This window comes from Streptococcus suis (assembly GCF_016743335.1).
GTDB lineage: Bacteria > Bacillota > Bacilli > Lactobacillales > Streptococcaceae > Streptococcus > Streptococcus suis_Y.
On sequence record NZ_WCJE01000006.1, the window covers coordinates 34,449 to 50,515 of the forward strand.

Genomic DNA, 16,067 nt, shown 5'->3' on the forward strand with positions numbered 1-16,067 from the left:
AGTAACAGAGTTCTATCTTCGGCTTCGTTTCCTAGGCAACTTTTGATTTGCATTGAGTATCATTTTCTACCATTTATCAGGCTTTAATCACGAGTTTGTTATATAAAGACCGCTTAATCATTGATTAAGCGGTTGTTTGTGTTTGAAATTGAAGCATTGTCTTTTGGATGTTTCTTGAGATATCAGTTGGCTTTACAAGATAATAATCTTGAGCCAGTTGGTCGGCAATATAGGAGTGGAGGTAGGTTGCTACAAGGATTCTTTCATATAGTTGAACATGGGGAAATTGTACAGCAAATCCTGCAATCATACCTGCAAGAGTATCTCCCATACCTCCTGTTGCTTGGTAGGGACCACCAGCTCCTATTGGGGTGACTTGGTTTGGCTGGGTTTTTAGGATTTGAGTAGCAGAACTTTTAGCTACAAGGATTGTATTTTCTTGAAAAGATTGCAAGGCTTCAAGATTTCTTTGGCTTGTTTGGTCAGCAACCGGAATGGCTGATAACCGTTCCCATTCTTTCTGATGGGGTGTCAGGATGACTTGTTTACACGGGAAGTTCTTTCTGTTTTGCTTTGCGACTAAGGTAAGGGCTGAGCCATCAAGAACTAAAATCTGCTGGTCAGATAAATGTTCAAAAACAAAGTCCAATAACTGTTCAGCTCTGCTATTTTCCCCAAAACCTGGACCAATCAATACCAAGTCAGCATTTTCTAAGCTGTTTATCAGCAAGGCTTGATCGTCAAATGAAAATGCCATGGCTTCAGGCAGATGACTATGTAAGGCTGGTATGTTATCTTTTTCAGTAGCAACAGTTACCAAGCCTGCTCCACTGTTGACGGTTGCTAGTGTGGCCATGATAATCGCTCCACCATAGGGATACAGTCCACCAATCAGCAAGACTCGACCATAGCTTCCCTTATGGCTGTTGCGTGACCTTGCTTGAATAACCTTTCTACAGAGTTCTTGTAAGTCCATACATATTCCCCCCTTTTCTTTTTATTATACCATGAGGAATGAGGTTTATGACAATCCAGATTTTAGATAAATTCAAGTTTTCATGCTATAATGAATTCATGGTATTATCAAAAAAACGTGCAAGAAAAGTTATTGAAGAAATCATCGCTCTATATCCTGATGCTAAGCCTAGCTTGGACTTTCGAAATCACTTTGAGTTGGTATGTGCAGTGCTCTTATCTGCTCAAACTACAGATGCTGCGGTGAATAAGGCAACACCTGGTTTGTTCGCAGCTTTCCCTACGCCCCAAGCCATGGCGGCAGCAGAAGTGAAGGATATTGAGCCTTATATTTCTCGTTTGGGTTTGTACCGAAACAAGGCAAAGTTTTTAAAAGACTGTGCCCAGCAGTTGATGGAACGGCATAATGGCATTGTTCCTCAAACTCGTGAGGAATTAGAAGCCTTGGCAGGAGTGGGAAGAAAAACGGCCAATGTTGTTTTAAGTGTCGGTTTCGGAATTCCCGCCTTCGCAGTTGATACCCACGTGGGACGGATTTGTAAACACCACGATATTGTCAAAAAATTGGCTACACCCCTGGAAACAGAAAAACGAGTCATGGAAGTCTTACCTCCTGAACTCTGGCTCCCTGCTCATCAAGCTATGATTTATTTTGGTCGTGAGGTTTGCCATCCTAAGAACCCTGAATGCGAAAAATTCCCACAATTATATGAATTTGACTAAAAAATCTTCTGTTTTTGAAGATTTTTTTAGTTTTTATGTAAAATTGTTTGAGTAAATTCTGAACATTTTTTTAAATTTTATAAGAATAGTAACTCAGACAAGAATTATACGAATGTTATATTTTATAAACAAGCCCCAAAAGTGATATATCCGAATATTGTCTAGATAGGTTTCTTTTTCATTGACAAAACACAAACAATAAGCTATACTATATCTTGTAATAAGGAAAAAATACGAAAAACAAATCGTTTTTTTGTTCCAATGTTAAGAAAAAGAGGTAGAAGCATGTTCAACGAAACTCCAGTTTTTGACTACGAAGATATTCAGCTCATTCCAAATAAATGTATCATCAATAGCCGTTCCGAGGCAGATACAACAGTGACTCTTGGGAAATATAGCTTTAAATTACCAGTTGTTCCAGCTAATATGCAGACTATTATTGATGAAGATGTAGCAGAAATGCTTGCCAAAGAAGGGTATTTCTACATCATGCATCGTTTCGATGAAGCTGGTCGCATTCCATTTATCAAACGCATGCACGAGCAAGGTTTGATTGCTTCTATCTCTGTTGGCGTAAAAGAATATGAATATGAGTTTGTGACTAGCTTGAAAGCTGATGCCCCTGAGTTTATCACCATTGATATTGCGCATGGTCATGCTGATAGCGTGATTAAAATGATCAAGCATATCAAGAAAGAATTACCTGATACCTTTGTCATTGCAGGTAATGTCGGTACTCCAGAAGCAGTTCGTGAACTAGAAAATGCTGGTGCGGATGCGACAAAAGTTGGAATTGGTCCAGGTAAAGTATGTATTACAAAGGTTAAGACTGGTTTTGGTACAGGTGGTTGGCAGCTGGCAGCCCTTCGTTGGTGTGCAAAAGCTGCCCGTAAACCAATTATTGCGGACGGTGGTATTCGTACCCACGGAGACATTGCCAAATCCATCCGCTTCGGCGCAAGCATGGTCATGATTGGTTCGCTCTTTGCCGGTCACATTGAAAGCCCAGGTAAAACAATTGAAGTTGATGGTGAGAAATTCAAAGAGTACTACGGTTCTGCCTCTGAATACCAAAAAGGGGCTTACAAAAATGTTGAAGGTAAGAAAATCTTACTCCCTGCCAAAGGACATTTGAAAGATACTCTGGTTGAAATGGAGCAAGATTTGCAGTCATCTATTTCTTATGCAGGTGGACGTGACATTACCAGCTTGAAGCATGTGGACTATGTTATTGTGAAAAACTCTATCTGGAATGGTGACTCAATCTAGTCAAAGAGGACTTGCAATGCAGGTCCTTTTCTTGTTACAATATTTATATAAAATTGAAAGAGAATAAGTATGTACCAAACAAGAAATAACAAAGAAAAGCTCTGGCTTTTTATCAAAATATTTTTACCCATTTTAATTTATCAATTTGCTAATTATTCCGCATCCTTTATCGATACCATGATGACTGGTCAGTTTAGTACTATGGATTTGGCAGGTGTGTCCATGGCAACCAGTCTTTGGAATCCGCTTTTTTCATTTCTAACAGGTATCGTATCTGCACTTGTTCCAATCATTGCTCAATATCTAGGACAAGGAGAGAAGACAAAAATCCGACAGGAATTTCATCAGTTTGTCTATCTAGCCATCGGATTAACCATTTTACTCTTGTGCTCGGTCCTATTTATCGCTGTGCCCGCCTTGGCTCAGTTTGGACTTGATGAATCTGTTTTTCAAGTTGGTAGGCAGTACCTCTATTTTATTTCCATTGGCATCCTGCCTCTCTTACTCTTTAGTGTCTGTCGCTCTTTTTTCGACGCCCTCGGCTTAACCCGACTCTCCATGTACCTCATGTTGCTCCTTGTCCCATTTAACAGTCTATTTAACTATCTCTTAATTTATGGGAAAATGGGCCTACCGGCCCTAGGCGGAGCTGGAGCTGGATTGGGTACTGCTTTAGCTTACTGGGCGGTACTGCTAGTAATCGTCATTGTCATGTGCAAAAATAAGACCATTGCATCTTATCAGATTTGGCAGTGGAGTCCGATTGATGGGACTTTACTGAAAGAAGGACTGAAAATCGGGCTTCCCATCGGTTTACAAGTCTTTGCAGAAGTTGCAATTTTTGCAGTAGTAGGGCTCTACATGGCAAAATTTTCAGCCCAGATTATCGCTGCCCACCAGTCAGCTATGAACTTTGCGACATTATTATATGCCTTTCCTGCCTCGGTTTCTTCAGCCCTAGCTATTGTCATTGCCTATGAAGTAGGGGCTAAACGACCACAGGATGTGAAAGCCTACAGCCGTCTAGGACGCCTGGTTGCACTTGGTTTTGCAGGATTGACACTTACTTTTCTCTATTTTTTCCGTTCCAAAGTCGCTTTCCTCTACGGCAATGACGCAGATTTTATCCGTCTGACCTCGCATTTTCTAAGCTTTGCCCTCATGTTTCAGTTAGCAGATGCCTTTACCGCACCTATTCAGGGGATATTACGTGGTTACAAGGATACGACTGTTCCATTTGTACTTGGTTTGGTTGCCTATTGGTCCATGACTTTCCCAGTCGCTTTCTTGCTTGAAAGATTTTTCCAAATGGGTCCAGAAGCCTATTGGATTGGTCTTATTTTAGGGATTTTTGTCTGTGGAATAGCTCTTAATTTGCGCTTGATCAAAATAGCTCATTCTCATTTGTCCGTGAAATAAATTAACTATGAAAGTCGGAGGCATCCGGCTTTTTCTCTCTTGTGAAAATATCTTGCTCATGTTAAAATAAAAGGATAGAAAATCAAATGGAGAAATTATGAATTATTTTAACGTAGGAAAGATTGTTAACACGCAAGGCCTACAAGGGGAAATGCGTGTTTTGTCTGTGACCGATTTTGCTGAAGAACGTTTTAAAAAAGGGGCAAAGCTGGCACTTTTTGATGACAAGGATCAGTTTGTCATGGAAGTGGAAATTGCTAGTCACCGTAAGGCTAAGAACGTTGATATTGTCAAGTTTAAGGGCATGTACCATATCAACGATATTGAAAAGTACAAGGGCTTTAGTTTGAAAATTGCCGAGGAAAACTTGACTGACCTTGAAGATGGTGAGTTTTATTACCATGAAATTATCGGCTTGGATGTCTATGAGAATGATACTCTGATCGGACAAATCAAGGAAATCTTGCAGCCAGGTGCCAATGATGTCTGGGTGGTGAAACGAAAAGGGAAGAAGGACCTGCTTTTACCCTATATTCCGCCTGTTGTCTTGAACATTGATATTCCAAATAACCGTGTCGATGTGGAATTGCTCGAGGGCCTAGACGATGAGAATTGATATTTTGACCCTCTTCCCTGAGATGTTTGCACCTCTAGAACACTCTATTGTGGGTAAGGCGCGTGACAAGGGTTTGCTAGAAATCAACTACCACAATTTCCGAGAGAATGCTGAAAAGGCTCGCCATGTGGACGATGAACCCTATGGTGGAGGACAAGGCATGTTGCTCCGTGCCCAGCCAATTTTTGATACTATGGATAGCATTGAACAAACCAAGCCACGTGTTATCCTATTGGATCCCGCTGGGCGTACTTTCAATCAGGCCTATGCCGAAGAATTGGCACAGGAAGAGCAGCTGATTTTCATTTGCGGTCACTATGAAGGATATGATGAGCGGATTAAGACCTTAGTAACAGATGAAATTTCTCTCGGAGATTATGTCCTGACAGGTGGAGAGTTGGCAGCTATGACCATGATTGATGCTACCGTTCGCCTGATTCCAGAGGTTATTGGCAAGGAAGTCAGTCATACGGATGATAGTTTTTCATCAGGGCTATTGGAATATCCTCAATACACCCGACCATACGAGTATCGTGGAATGGTAGTTCCAGATGTATTAATGAGCGGTCACCATGAAAATATTCGTAAATGGCGTTTGGAAGAGAGTCTACGCAAAACCTATCAACGTCGTCCAGACTTGTTGGAAAATTACAACTTTACAGCTGAAGAGTTAACTATTTTTGAAAAAATCAAAGCAGAAGACACAGTTGATTAGACTGTGTTTTTCTTGCTAGAAGGAGAAATGATGAAACGCAAGGTATTTGAACATTACCAACCCTATAAGTTAGGAAAAATTGCCAAATACGACTTGGGCAATAATGAAAATCGTATTATTGACTGGTCCTTTTTACCGCAAAAGACCTTAGAGAGCTTAGAAGTTGGTCAATTGAGCTTTTACGGTGACAATACTTACTCAGAGTTGATTGAGAAATATGCAGCCTATCTTGGAGTGAATCCCAAACAAGTAACAGTAGGTGCGGGCTCTGATCACCTTATTCACATGATTGTTTCCACCTTTATGGAAAAGGATGATACTTTTTTGACTGTCAATCCAGACTTCTTCATGTATGAAAACTATAATCACATGCATGGTAGCCGTTTTGAAGCCATTGACTTGGAAGAGAAAGATGAGACCTTGGTTTTGCCAGTTGAGAATTTGTTGGCGCGTGCGGAGGAGGTGAAGGCAAAGATAATCATGCTTTCCAATCCTAACAATCCCTCTTCAGTAGCTTATTCGCTAGAAGATTTGGAGAAATTGGCTATTTCTTTTAAAGGACTACTCGTTGTAGATGAGGCTTACATTGAATTTGCAAATGTCGAAAGTTTCATCAGTCGTCTGCAACAATTTGACAATGTTTTAGTTTTACGGACCTTATCAAAGGCTTTTGGACTTGCAGGTTTACGAGTTGGCTTTGCGGTAGGAAGCGAAGAGTTAATTTATGAATTGGACAAGGTCATTCCCCCGTTCAGCTTGTCAAACTTGACTGCAAAAATGGCAGCCGTTGCATTGAATTATACAGACAAAGTTTTAGAAATAGTGGGAGTAATTCAGAATTTGCGAGAAGAAATGATTTTATTCTTGCAAGGGTTAGATAACTGTCAAGTTCTTCCTAGTCAGGCTAGTTTTGTAACGTTTAAAGCACCGTGGGCAGAAGAATTTTATCAGCAAGCCTTGGCACAGGATTGGAATTTCAAATATTATCCAACAGGTAAATTAGAGGGGCATATCCGCCTATCTATTGGCCGTCCAGAAGAAATGGACATGATGAAAAAAATGATTGAGAAGCTAGTGGAAGCGTAGATTCTGCTAGTTTTTTTGTTTTTTTGAAAGAAAATGATAGAAAATGATTGACAATGGCAGAAAATCGTGTATAATGATTTTTGTAAACGATTGCAGGAGGTGTTGGACATTCTCAAATCAGAACGAAAACAGATTATATTGGAGCGAATACACTCTCAACAGTTTGTTCGGCTAGAGGAATTAATTGAAGTTCTTGATACATCTGAGTCTACTGTACGTAGGGATTTGGACGAGTTGGAAAACGAAGGTAAGCTTCGTCGTGTACACGGTGGTGCTGAAGCACCTGCTAATTTGCAACTGGAAGAATCCATTCTGGAAAAATCTGTCAAAAACGTTCAAGAAAAACGGATGATTGCTGAAAGAGCAGCACAGTTAATCATGGACGGCGATGTGATTTTTGTAGATGCAGGGACGACAACCGGTGTCTTGATTGACTATCTCCAACAGGATAATCTAACAGTCGTGACCAATTCCATTCACCATGCTGTCAAGTTGGTTGAACGCAAGATAAAGACCATTATTATAGGTGGTTATGTCAAGCAATCAACCGATGCTTCAGTAGGTGCTATGGCTTTGGAACAAATTCGACAGCTCAATTTTGATAAGGCATTTCTGGGGATGAATGGTATTGATAAAAACTATTTTACAACGCCAGATATTGAAGAAGCGACCATCAAACGCACTATCATAGACAATGCCAAAGAAAGCTATGTTTTGGCAGATGCTTCTAAAATTGGTCAATTCTCCTTTGTTAAAGTTGCGGCAATCGAAAAATCCAACATTATCTGCCAATCTTCAGAAAGCAGTTTGTTGGACATCATAAAAGAGAAAACGAGGGTAATCGAGGTATGATTTATACAGTTACGCTCAATCCAGCGATTGACTATATCGTTCGTTTAGAACATGTCGAGACGGGCAGTGTCAATCGTATGGAGAGCGACGATAAGTATGCCGGCGGTAAGGGAATTAACGTTAGCCGTGTTTTGAAGCGCTTGGGCTATCCGAATACAGCAACGGGTTTCCTTGGGGGATTCACAGGTCAGTTCATCAAAGATGGATTGATTGCCGAAGGAATTGATACTGATTTTGTTCAGGTTGATCAAGATACACGTATTAACGTGAAAATCAAAGCTGACCAAGAAACAGAAATCAACGGTTTGGGTCCGATTGTGACAGATACACAGTTGGCCGAATTAGAAATGGTCTTAGCAGGATTGACCAAGGGAGACACCGTTGTCTTTGCGGGGTCTGCTCCAGCTAGTCTTGGAAATGAAGTCTACAATAGGCTGATTCCCGTGGCGAAAAAAGCAGGAGCGCAAGTTGTCTGTGACTTTGAAGGCCAAACACTTCTAGACTCATTAGCACACCAGCCACTCTTGGTCAAGCCAAACAACCATGAACTTGAAGCAATCTTCAACGTCGAGTTGAATGGCATTGCAGACATCGAGACCTACGCTAAGAAAATCTTAGATATGGGAGCTCAGAATGTTATCATTTCCATGGCAGGGGATGGGGCTTTGTTGGTCACTCCAGCAGCTACTTACTTTGCCAAACCAATCAAGGGAACAGTGAAAAATTCTGTCGGAGCTGGAGATTCCATGGTGGCAGGATTTACTGGCGAATACGTTCGCTCACAAGACCCAATCGAAGCCCTAAAATGGGGAGTTGCTTGCGGTACGGCAACAGCCTTTTCAGACGATTTGGCAAGTATCGAATTTATTAAGGAAACTTATGAAAAAGTTGAGGTAGAAAGACTATGAAAATTCAAGACGTTTTGAGAAAAGATGTCATGTTGCTTGATTTGCAAGCGACAAACAAGGAAGCAGTTATCGATGAAATGATTGCCAGTTTGGTTGATAAAGGTTATGTAACGGATTTTGAGGTATTCAAAACAGGTATCATGAACCGTGAAGCACAAACGACAACAGGACTTGGTGATGGTATCGCAATGCCACACGCTAAGAATGCTGCGGTGAAAGAGGCAACTGTTCTCTTTGCTAAATCAAACAAGGGCGTTGACTACGCAAGTCTTGACGGTCAACCAACTGACTTGTTCTTTATGATTGCAGCTCCAGAAGGTGCTAACGATACTCACTTGGCTGCCCTTGCTGAATTGTCTAAATACTTGATGAAGGCTGGATTTGCTGACAAACTTCGTGGCGTATCTAGTCCAGAAGAAGTGCTTGCAGTCTTTGACGCAGCGGAAGCGGCAGACAAGGCAGCTGAAGAAGTGGTTCCAGCACCAAGTGGTGACCGTCCATTTATCGTTGCAGTTACAGCTTGTACAACAGGTATTGCCCACACTTACATGGCAGAAGAAGCTCTTAAGAAGCAAGCTGCTGAAATGGGTGTTGACATCAAGGTTGAAACCAACGGTGCTTCAGGTGTTGGAAACAAACTGACTGCTGAAGACATCAAGAATGCAGCTGGTGTTATCATTGCAGCAGATAAGGCTGTCGATATGCCTCGTTTCAATAGCAAACCTTTGGTATCTCGTCCAGTTGCAGCTGGAATCAAACAACCAGAAGAATTAATTAACCTTATCTTGGAGGGTAAAGCATCAGCTTACACAGCGTCAGAAGGAGTAGCTACTGTGGAATCTTCAGAAAAACTCAGTCTTGGTAAAGCGTTCTATAAACACTTGATGAGCGGTGTTTCTCAAATGTTGCCATTCGTTATCGGTGGCGGTATCTTGATTGCCCTTGCCTTCCTATTCGATGGAGCTCTAGGTGTGCCGCAAGACAGCCTTGGTAGTCTTGGTTCATACCATGAAATCGCAGCTATGTTCATGAAGATAGGTGGAGCAGCCTTCGGCTTCATGTTGCCACTTCTTGCAGGTTACATTGCTTACTCAATTGCTGAAAAACCAGGTTTGGTTGCAGGTTTCGTAGCTGGTGCAATCGCTAGTAGCGGTCTTGCGTTCGGTAAAATTCCTTACGCAGCTGGTGGTGAAGAAACGCTTGCTCTTGCAGGTGTATCATCTGGTTTCTTGGGTGCTCTTGTCGGCGGTTTCCTTGCTGGTGGTGTCGTGCTTGTTCTTCGTAACGCATTGCGTAACATGCCAAAATCACTCCAAGGTTTGAACGCTATCTTGCTCTTGCCACTGTTGGGAACAGCAATCACTGGTTTCTTGATGTTCTTCGTCAACATCCCAATGGCAGCTATCAACACAGGTATGAACAACTTCCTTGCAGGTCTTGAAGGTAGCTCTGCTATTCTCCTCGGCCTTGTCCTCGGTGGTATGATGGCAGTCGATATGGGTGGTCCAGTCAACAAGGCAGCTTATGTCTTCGGTACAGGTACACTTGCAGCAACTGTTGCAGATGGTGGTTCTGTTGCCATGGCAGCGGTAATGGCAGGTGGTATGGTTCCACCGTTGGCAGTATTCGTTGCAACCCTTCTTTTCAAAGACAAATTCACACAAGAAGAGCGTAACTCAGGTTTGACAAACATCGTTATGGGTCTTTCATTCATCACTGAAGGTGCGATTCCGTTTGGTGCTGCTGACCCAGCTCGTGCAATCCCAAGCTTTATCGCTGGTTCTGCCCTTGCAGGTGCCTTGGTCGGTTTGTCAGGCATCCAATTGATGGCTCCTCACGGTGGTATCTTCGTTATCGCTTTGACATCTAATCCATTGCTTTACATCGCCTATGTTTTGATTGGTGCGGTTGTATCAGGTATCCTTTACGGAGCACTTCGTAAAGCTAAATAATTTTGATTGAAACCTTGCTTCTGGCAAGGTTTTTTAGCTATTTCACGAGGATTATGGTATAATGTGAGTATTATTGTTATTAGAGGAGTCTTGAAATGGAAATCATTCGCGATAAAGAATTTGTCAATCAGTATCATTTTGATGCCCGCAATCACGCGTGGGAGAAAGAGAACGGAATTCCGGAAACAAAATTGAAAGTTGACTTTCAATTGATTGAGCAAAATCGTGCGGAAAATCGAACATCTATGATTACCATTTTGCGCTTTATGATTGTACTAGATCATTTTGTAATTTCAGGTGCCATGAGTCAGGCCGTTCACTTACCAAATCGATTGGTAGAAGAGCCAACTGAATTTACTGATGAAGAAAAACGGGTTTTGGTAGAGCCTCTTTTGGACATTTTAAAACGAATGACTTATGAGGTTACTGAAATCGCCTTTGATGCACCAGGAGTGAATTTGGAGTTTTAATATGAAATTAGCAGTTATAACTGACTCATCGGCTGTTTTGAATGTTCAAAGTATTGAGCGGGATGACCTGTTTGTCCTAAGCATTCCAGTCAGCATCGATGGGGAAAATTATATCGAAGGGCAAAATTTGACGGTTGAAGAGTTTTATCAAAAAATGGCTTCATCGAAAGAATTACCTAAAACAAGTCAACCGAGTTTGATGGAACTAGAAGAAATTCTGGCTAAATTAACAGAGAAAGGTTATACACACGCACTTGGCTTATTCTTGTCATCAGGTATTTCAGGTTTTTATCAAAATATTCAATATTTGGCTGATGAATTTGACGGTCTGACAGTTGCCTTTCCTGATACAAAAATCACCTCAGCACCTTTGGGAATGATGGTGGAGAATGTCCTTAAATGGGCTGATGCAGGACTTAGTTTTGAAGAGATTACTGGGAAATTGGACCAAGAAATTGGCAAGACTACAGCCTTCATCATGGTTGATGACCTCAATCATTTGGTAAAAGGTGGTCGCTTGTCCAATGGTGCAGCCTTGCTTGGCAATCTTTTGAGCATCAAACCGATTCTGTATTTTACAGGTGAGGGTAAGATTGAAGTGTACGAAAAAGTTCGGACGGAGAAGAAAGCCATTAAGCGACTCTTGGAAATCCTCCAAGAACAAACCAAAGAAGGACAATATCAGATTGCTATTATTCACGCCAACGCACCTCAGAAGGCTGAAAACTTTAAACAGCAGTTGGAAGAAGCAGGTGTCGGTAGCGATTTACCAATCGTGTCATTTGGTTCGGTCATCGGTACGCACTTGGGAGAAGGAGCTGTAGCCTTTGGTATTTCTCCCATTATTGAATAGGAGTTTGCATGACAATTAAGGTAATTATCGCAGGATTTAAAGGAAAAATGGGTTCAACGGCTGTTGAGATGGTCAAAGGTGACGCAGAACTTAGTCTGGCTGCCTTGGTGGATCCCTTTGCGACAGAAACAGAAGTAGATGGTGTTCCTGTTTTCAAGACCAAAGAAGAAGTTGCCAGCCTAGAAGCTGATGTATGGGTGGATTTTACAACGCCAAAATTTGCCTATGAAAACACCCGCTTTGCCTTGGAAAATGGATTCGCACCTGTGGTTGGAACGACTGGATTTACTCCAGAAGAAATTGAAGAATTAACTGCCTTGTCTGCTGAGAAGGGGTTGGGTGGCTTGATTGCTCCTAACTTTGCTATTGGCGCTATCTTGCTCATGCAATTTGCAGCACAGGCAGCCAAGTATTTCCCAAATCTTGAAATCATCGAACTACACCATGACAAGAAGAAGGATGCACCGAGCGGAACAGCTGTCAAAACGGCTGAACTCATTTCCCAAGTCCGTCAGTCACAGAGTCAAGGTGCAGCGGATGAAGAAGAAATGATTGCTGGAGCTCGTGGGGCAGAATTTGACGGCTTCCGTATCCATTCAGTACGCTTGCCAGGTCTTGTTGCACACCAAGAAGTGATTTTTGGGGCACAGGGAGAAGGCTTGACCATCCGTCATGACTCTTACGATCGCATTTCCTTTATGGGCGGTGTCAACCTCGGCATTAAAGAGGTAGTCAAACGCTCACAACTCGTTTATGGTTTGGAACACTTATTATGAAATTAAACAATCTGCCTTCTGAGTTTCAGGAGGCTTTGCCGATTTTAGAGAAAATTAAAGCCGCTGGCTTCGAGGCTTATTTCGTTGGCGGTTCCGTTCGTGATGCCATTCTCGGTAGACCTATTCATGATGTCGATATTGCGACATCAAGCTACCCTCAGGAAACGAAACAAATCTTTTCACGGACTATTGATGTCGGAATTGAACACGGTACGGTGTTAGTCTTAGAAGGCAAAAAAGAGTATGAAATTACCACCTTTCGGACAGAGGAGGAGTATGTCGACTTCCGCAGACCAAGCCAGGTTTCTTTTGTGCGTTCCTTAGAAGAAGATCTCAAACGTCGCGACTTCACGGTCAATGCCTTTGCCCTTGATGAGGAGGCACAGATTGTCGACCTCTTTGATGGGATGACTGACTTAGAAAACCGCACCCTACGAGCTGTAGGCATCCCGGCTGAGCGTTTCAATGAAGATGCCCTCCGTATCATGCGTGGATTTCGCTTTGCGGCGACCTTGGACTTTGAGATTGAGCCGACGACCTTTACAGCTATGGTTGCAACCGCACCGCTCTTGGAAAAAATCTCCGTGGAGCGTAGCTTTATCGAGTTTGATAAACTCTTGATGGCGGATTTTTGGCGAAAAGGCTTGCGCGCTATGATTGATTCCAAGGCTTATGATTTCTTGCCTGATTTAGCTAGAAAAAGTGATGAATTAGAGACCATGCTAACAAGCCTGACAGAGGAATTTCGCTTTTCGACTTCTGAACAAGCTTGGGCCATGCTCTTTGTCTGCCTAGGTATTGATAACATCAAATCCTTCCTGAAAAAATGGAAAACCAGCAATGATTTCCAACGAAGCGTAATCAAGTTGGTAGAGATTTATCAGCTTCGCCAAGCAGGACCTGTTACCAAGCAAATCTGTTTCAAATATAGCAAAGAATTCTTGTACTTGGTAGAGGAACTCCGTCAAGCACAAGGTCTTGTTACAGATTTTGCAGTAATTGACAAGATTGACCAAGCCTTGACTATCCATGACAAGCATGAAATTGTTGTCAATGGTGGTCATCTGATGAAGGCATTTGACCTCAAACCAGGTCCAGTATTAGGAGAACTACTCAAAGAGGTGGAATTCCAGATTGTGGAAGGACAGCTGGAAAACGAAGAGCAAGCGATTATGACATTTGTGAAAGGAATTTTAGAGAATGAGTGATTTTATCGTTGAACACCTGACTAAATCTGTCGGAGATAAAACGGTCTTTGCTGATCTGTCTTTCATCATTCATCAGGGCGACCGAATCGGGATTATCGGGGTCAATGGTACAGGAAAGACGACTTTGTTGGATGTTCTGTCAGGTCGCATCGGTTTTGATGGAGACGTGTCGCCTTTTCGCACTAAAAATGCCTATAAAATTGCCTATCTGACCCAGGAACCTGATTTTGATGAAAGTAAGACGGTTTTAGACACCGTTCTTTCTTCTGACCTTCGTGAAACCCAGCTGATTCGTGAATACGAGCTGCTCTTATCTCATTACGATGAAGCCAGTCAAGCAAGACTGGAGAAAGTCATGGCAGAGATGGATTCTCTCAATGCTTGGGAGATTGAAAGCCAGGTTAAAACAGTTCTTTCAAAACTAGGTCTAACAGACCTCAACAAAACTGTTGCTGAGTTATCAGGTGGTCTACGTAGACGAGTGCAATTGGCCCAAGTCCTCCTTGGCAATGCTGACTTGCTCTTGCTGGATGAACCGACCAACCACCTGGACATTGATACCATTGAGTGGTTGACGACTTTTTTGAAAAATACTAAAAAGTCTGTTCTCTTTATTACCCACGATCGCTATTTCTTGGACAATGTAGCCACACGGATTTTTGAATTGGACCGCGCCAGCTTGACCGAATATCAGGGAAATTACCAGGATTATGTTCGCTTAAAAGCGGAACAGGACGAGCGAGATGCCGCCCTTCGCCATAAGAAAGAGCAACTCTACAAGCAGGAGTTGGCTTGGATGCGCAGACAACCTCAAGCTCGTGCTACCAAGCAGCAGGCCCGTATCAATCGTTTCCATGACCTCAAAGGCGATTTAGCCAACAAGATAGACGATAGCGAACTGGAAATCAATTTTGAAACCTCTCGTATCGGTAAAAAAGTCATTAACTTTGAAAATGTCAGCTTTTCCTATTCTGACAAGCCCATTTTAAAAGACTTTAACCTACTCATTCAAAACAAGGACCGCATCGGTATTGTTGGTGATAATGGCAAAGGAAAATCTACATTACTCAATCTAATCGCAGGTGATTTGCAGGCAGACAGCGGTAAAGTAGATATTGGAGAAACCATCCGTATCGGGTATTTTTCTCAGACCATCAAGGGCTTGGACGAAAGCAAGCGGGTCATCAATTTCTTGCAGGAAGTGGCAGAAGAAGCTCAGACGACATCTGGTATGGTTTCTATCGCAGAACTCTTGGAGCAATTCCTCTTCCCACGTAATACCCACGGTACCCTGATTGAAAAGTTATCAGGTGGGGAGAAGAAGCGACTTTATTTGCTTAAGATTCTTTTGCAACGGCCCAATGTTCTCTTACTAGATGAGCCGACCAACGACTTGGACATAGCGACTCTGACAGTCTTGGAACATTTCTTGCAGGGCTTTACTGGTCCAGTCATTACCGTTAGTCACGACCGCTATTTCCTAGACAAGGTAGCCAATAAAATCTTGGCTTTCGAAGATAGCGATATTGAGACCTTCTTTGGCAACTACACAGACTATCTGGATGAGAAGGCCTTTCTGGCTTCCAGCTCTGCCATTTCCTTGGAAAAACCAAAGGAGAAAAGCGAAAAGGTCAAAGAGAACAAGAAGCGGATGTCCTATTTTGAGAAACAGGAATGGGCAACCATCGAAGAGGATATTGCTGGCTTGGAGGAGCGGATTGCGGAAATCGAGGCGGAAATGCTGACCTGTGGTAGTGATTTTACAAAATTGTCCGATTTGCAGAAGGAATTGGATGAGAAAAACGACCTGCTCTTGGAAAAATATGAGCGGTATGAGTATCTGAGCGAGTTGGAGGGCTAGATGAAAATTCTTGTCATGTCATATATGGTCATCTATCTCTTGGTGACCTTGGGAGCGGCTCTGTTTAGCTATCTAAAGACCAAAAAAATGAATACATTGCGCTTGGTGTTAACGGTCTTATCCATGCTCTTGCTGGCTGTCACGCTTTATTTTTATAGTCAGTCTTATCATGATCTTCAGATGGTTGGATTTGCTCTAGGATTTACCTTTATTTCTACTCTTTTTCTCTATAATGGAACGAAAGAAGGTAGTAATTTTACGACAGTTATGCTCTTTTCCATTGGAAGGTTTATCTTACATATTCAATTTTTAATTTTGCTCTATCTTTTCAGATAGGGTATTTTTTATCCGTACAAATTCATGCAAAGGCTTTACGCAAACCTT

General features: G+C 42.2%; 16 protein-coding genes. 15 read left to right on the forward strand and 1 reads right to left on the reverse strand.

The window, feature by feature from the left end; translation table 11 throughout:
• Positions 1–124 precede the first annotated feature (124 nt).
• Entirely contained in the window at positions 125–976 is an 852-nt protein-coding gene (locus tag F9856_RS03105) for an NAD(P)H-hydrate dehydratase (protein WP_202105698.1), read from the reverse strand.
• Positions 977–1,074: 98 nt separating this feature from the next.
• Between F9856_RS03105 and nth the strand changes: the two genes are divergently transcribed.
• The 15 genes from nth (at position 1,075) to F9856_RS03180 (ending at position 16,019) form a co-directional block, all read left to right on the forward strand.
• Positions 1,075–1,698: an endonuclease III gene (nth, locus tag F9856_RS03110; protein WP_202105699.1), complete on the forward strand. Its 624-nt coding sequence runs from the start codon at positions 1,075–1,077 to the stop codon at positions 1,696–1,698.
• A 285-nt stretch (positions 1,699–1,983) separates the two neighbouring features.
• Positions 1,984–2,967 (forward strand): GMP reductase, encoded by a 984-nt coding sequence (guaC, locus tag F9856_RS03115; RefSeq protein ID WP_202105700.1) that lies wholly within the window; start codon positions 1,984–1,986, stop codon positions 2,965–2,967.
• Positions 2,968–3,036: 69 nt separating this feature from the next.
• Positions 3,037–4,386, forward strand: a complete 1,350-nt coding sequence (locus F9856_RS03120; RefSeq protein WP_202105701.1) for an MATE family efflux transporter — start codon at positions 3,037–3,039, stop codon at positions 4,384–4,386.
• 97 nt (positions 4,387–4,483) lie between these two features.
• The gene (gene rimM, locus F9856_RS03125) at positions 4,484–5,002 is read left to right on the forward strand and encodes a ribosome maturation factor RimM (RefSeq protein ID WP_202105702.1); all 519 of its coding nucleotides are present in this window, start codon (positions 4,484–4,486) and stop codon (positions 5,000–5,002) included.
• Complete coding sequence (gene trmD / locus F9856_RS03130; RefSeq protein WP_002941457.1) at positions 4,992–5,717, forward strand: tRNA (guanosine(37)-N1)-methyltransferase TrmD; 726 nt, start codon at positions 4,992–4,994, stop codon at positions 5,715–5,717. The genes rimM and trmD overlap by 11 nt, the downstream gene beginning before the upstream one ends.
• A gap of 30 nt (positions 5,718–5,747) precedes the next feature.
• Positions 5,748–6,803: a pyridoxal phosphate-dependent aminotransferase gene (locus F9856_RS03135; RefSeq protein ID WP_202105703.1), complete on the forward strand. Its 1,056-nt coding sequence runs from the start codon at positions 5,748–5,750 to the stop codon at positions 6,801–6,803.
• Between the two features lie 102 nt (positions 6,804–6,905).
• Positions 6,906–7,655: a DeoR/GlpR family DNA-binding transcription regulator gene (locus F9856_RS03140; RefSeq protein ID WP_044764650.1), complete on the forward strand. Its 750-nt coding sequence runs from the start codon at positions 6,906–6,908 to the stop codon at positions 7,653–7,655.
• A complete protein-coding gene (pfkB, locus tag F9856_RS03145) occupies positions 7,652–8,563 on the forward strand; it encodes a 1-phosphofructokinase (protein WP_202105704.1) in 912 nt (303 codons plus the stop codon). The genes F9856_RS03140 and pfkB overlap by 4 nt, the downstream gene beginning before the upstream one ends.
• Entirely contained in the window at positions 8,560–10,515 is a 1,956-nt protein-coding gene (locus F9856_RS03150) for a PTS fructose transporter subunit IIABC (protein WP_202105705.1), read from the forward strand. The genes pfkB and F9856_RS03150 overlap by 4 nt, the downstream gene beginning before the upstream one ends.
• A 95-nt stretch (positions 10,516–10,610) precedes the next feature.
• Positions 10,611–10,985 carry a DUF1149 family protein gene (locus F9856_RS03155; protein WP_002934959.1) on the forward strand — a complete coding sequence of 125 codons (375 nt, stop codon included), beginning with the start codon at positions 10,611–10,613 and terminating at the stop codon, positions 10,983–10,985.
• A 1-nt stretch (position 10,986) separates the two neighbouring features.
• Complete coding sequence (locus F9856_RS03160; protein WP_105211786.1) at positions 10,987–11,838, forward strand: DegV family protein; 852 nt, start codon at positions 10,987–10,989, stop codon at positions 11,836–11,838.
• A gap of 8 nt (positions 11,839–11,846) precedes the next feature.
• Positions 11,847–12,614 (forward strand): 4-hydroxy-tetrahydrodipicolinate reductase, encoded by a 768-nt coding sequence (gene dapB / locus F9856_RS03165; RefSeq protein WP_202105706.1) that lies wholly within the window; start codon positions 11,847–11,849, stop codon positions 12,612–12,614.
• Positions 12,611–13,822 (forward strand): CCA tRNA nucleotidyltransferase, encoded by a 1,212-nt coding sequence (locus F9856_RS03170; RefSeq protein WP_202105707.1) that lies wholly within the window; start codon positions 12,611–12,613, stop codon positions 13,820–13,822. The genes dapB and F9856_RS03170 overlap by 4 nt, the downstream gene beginning before the upstream one ends.
• Positions 13,815–15,683 carry an ABC-F family ATP-binding cassette domain-containing protein gene (locus F9856_RS03175; protein WP_202105708.1) on the forward strand — a complete coding sequence of 623 codons (1,869 nt, stop codon included), beginning with the start codon at positions 13,815–13,817 and terminating at the stop codon, positions 15,681–15,683. The genes F9856_RS03170 and F9856_RS03175 overlap by 8 nt, the downstream gene beginning before the upstream one ends.
• Complete coding sequence (locus F9856_RS03180) at positions 15,684–16,019, forward strand: hypothetical protein (protein ID WP_024384244.1); 336 nt, start codon at positions 15,684–15,686, stop codon at positions 16,017–16,019.
• The last annotated feature ends 48 nt before the right edge of the window (positions 16,020–16,067 follow it).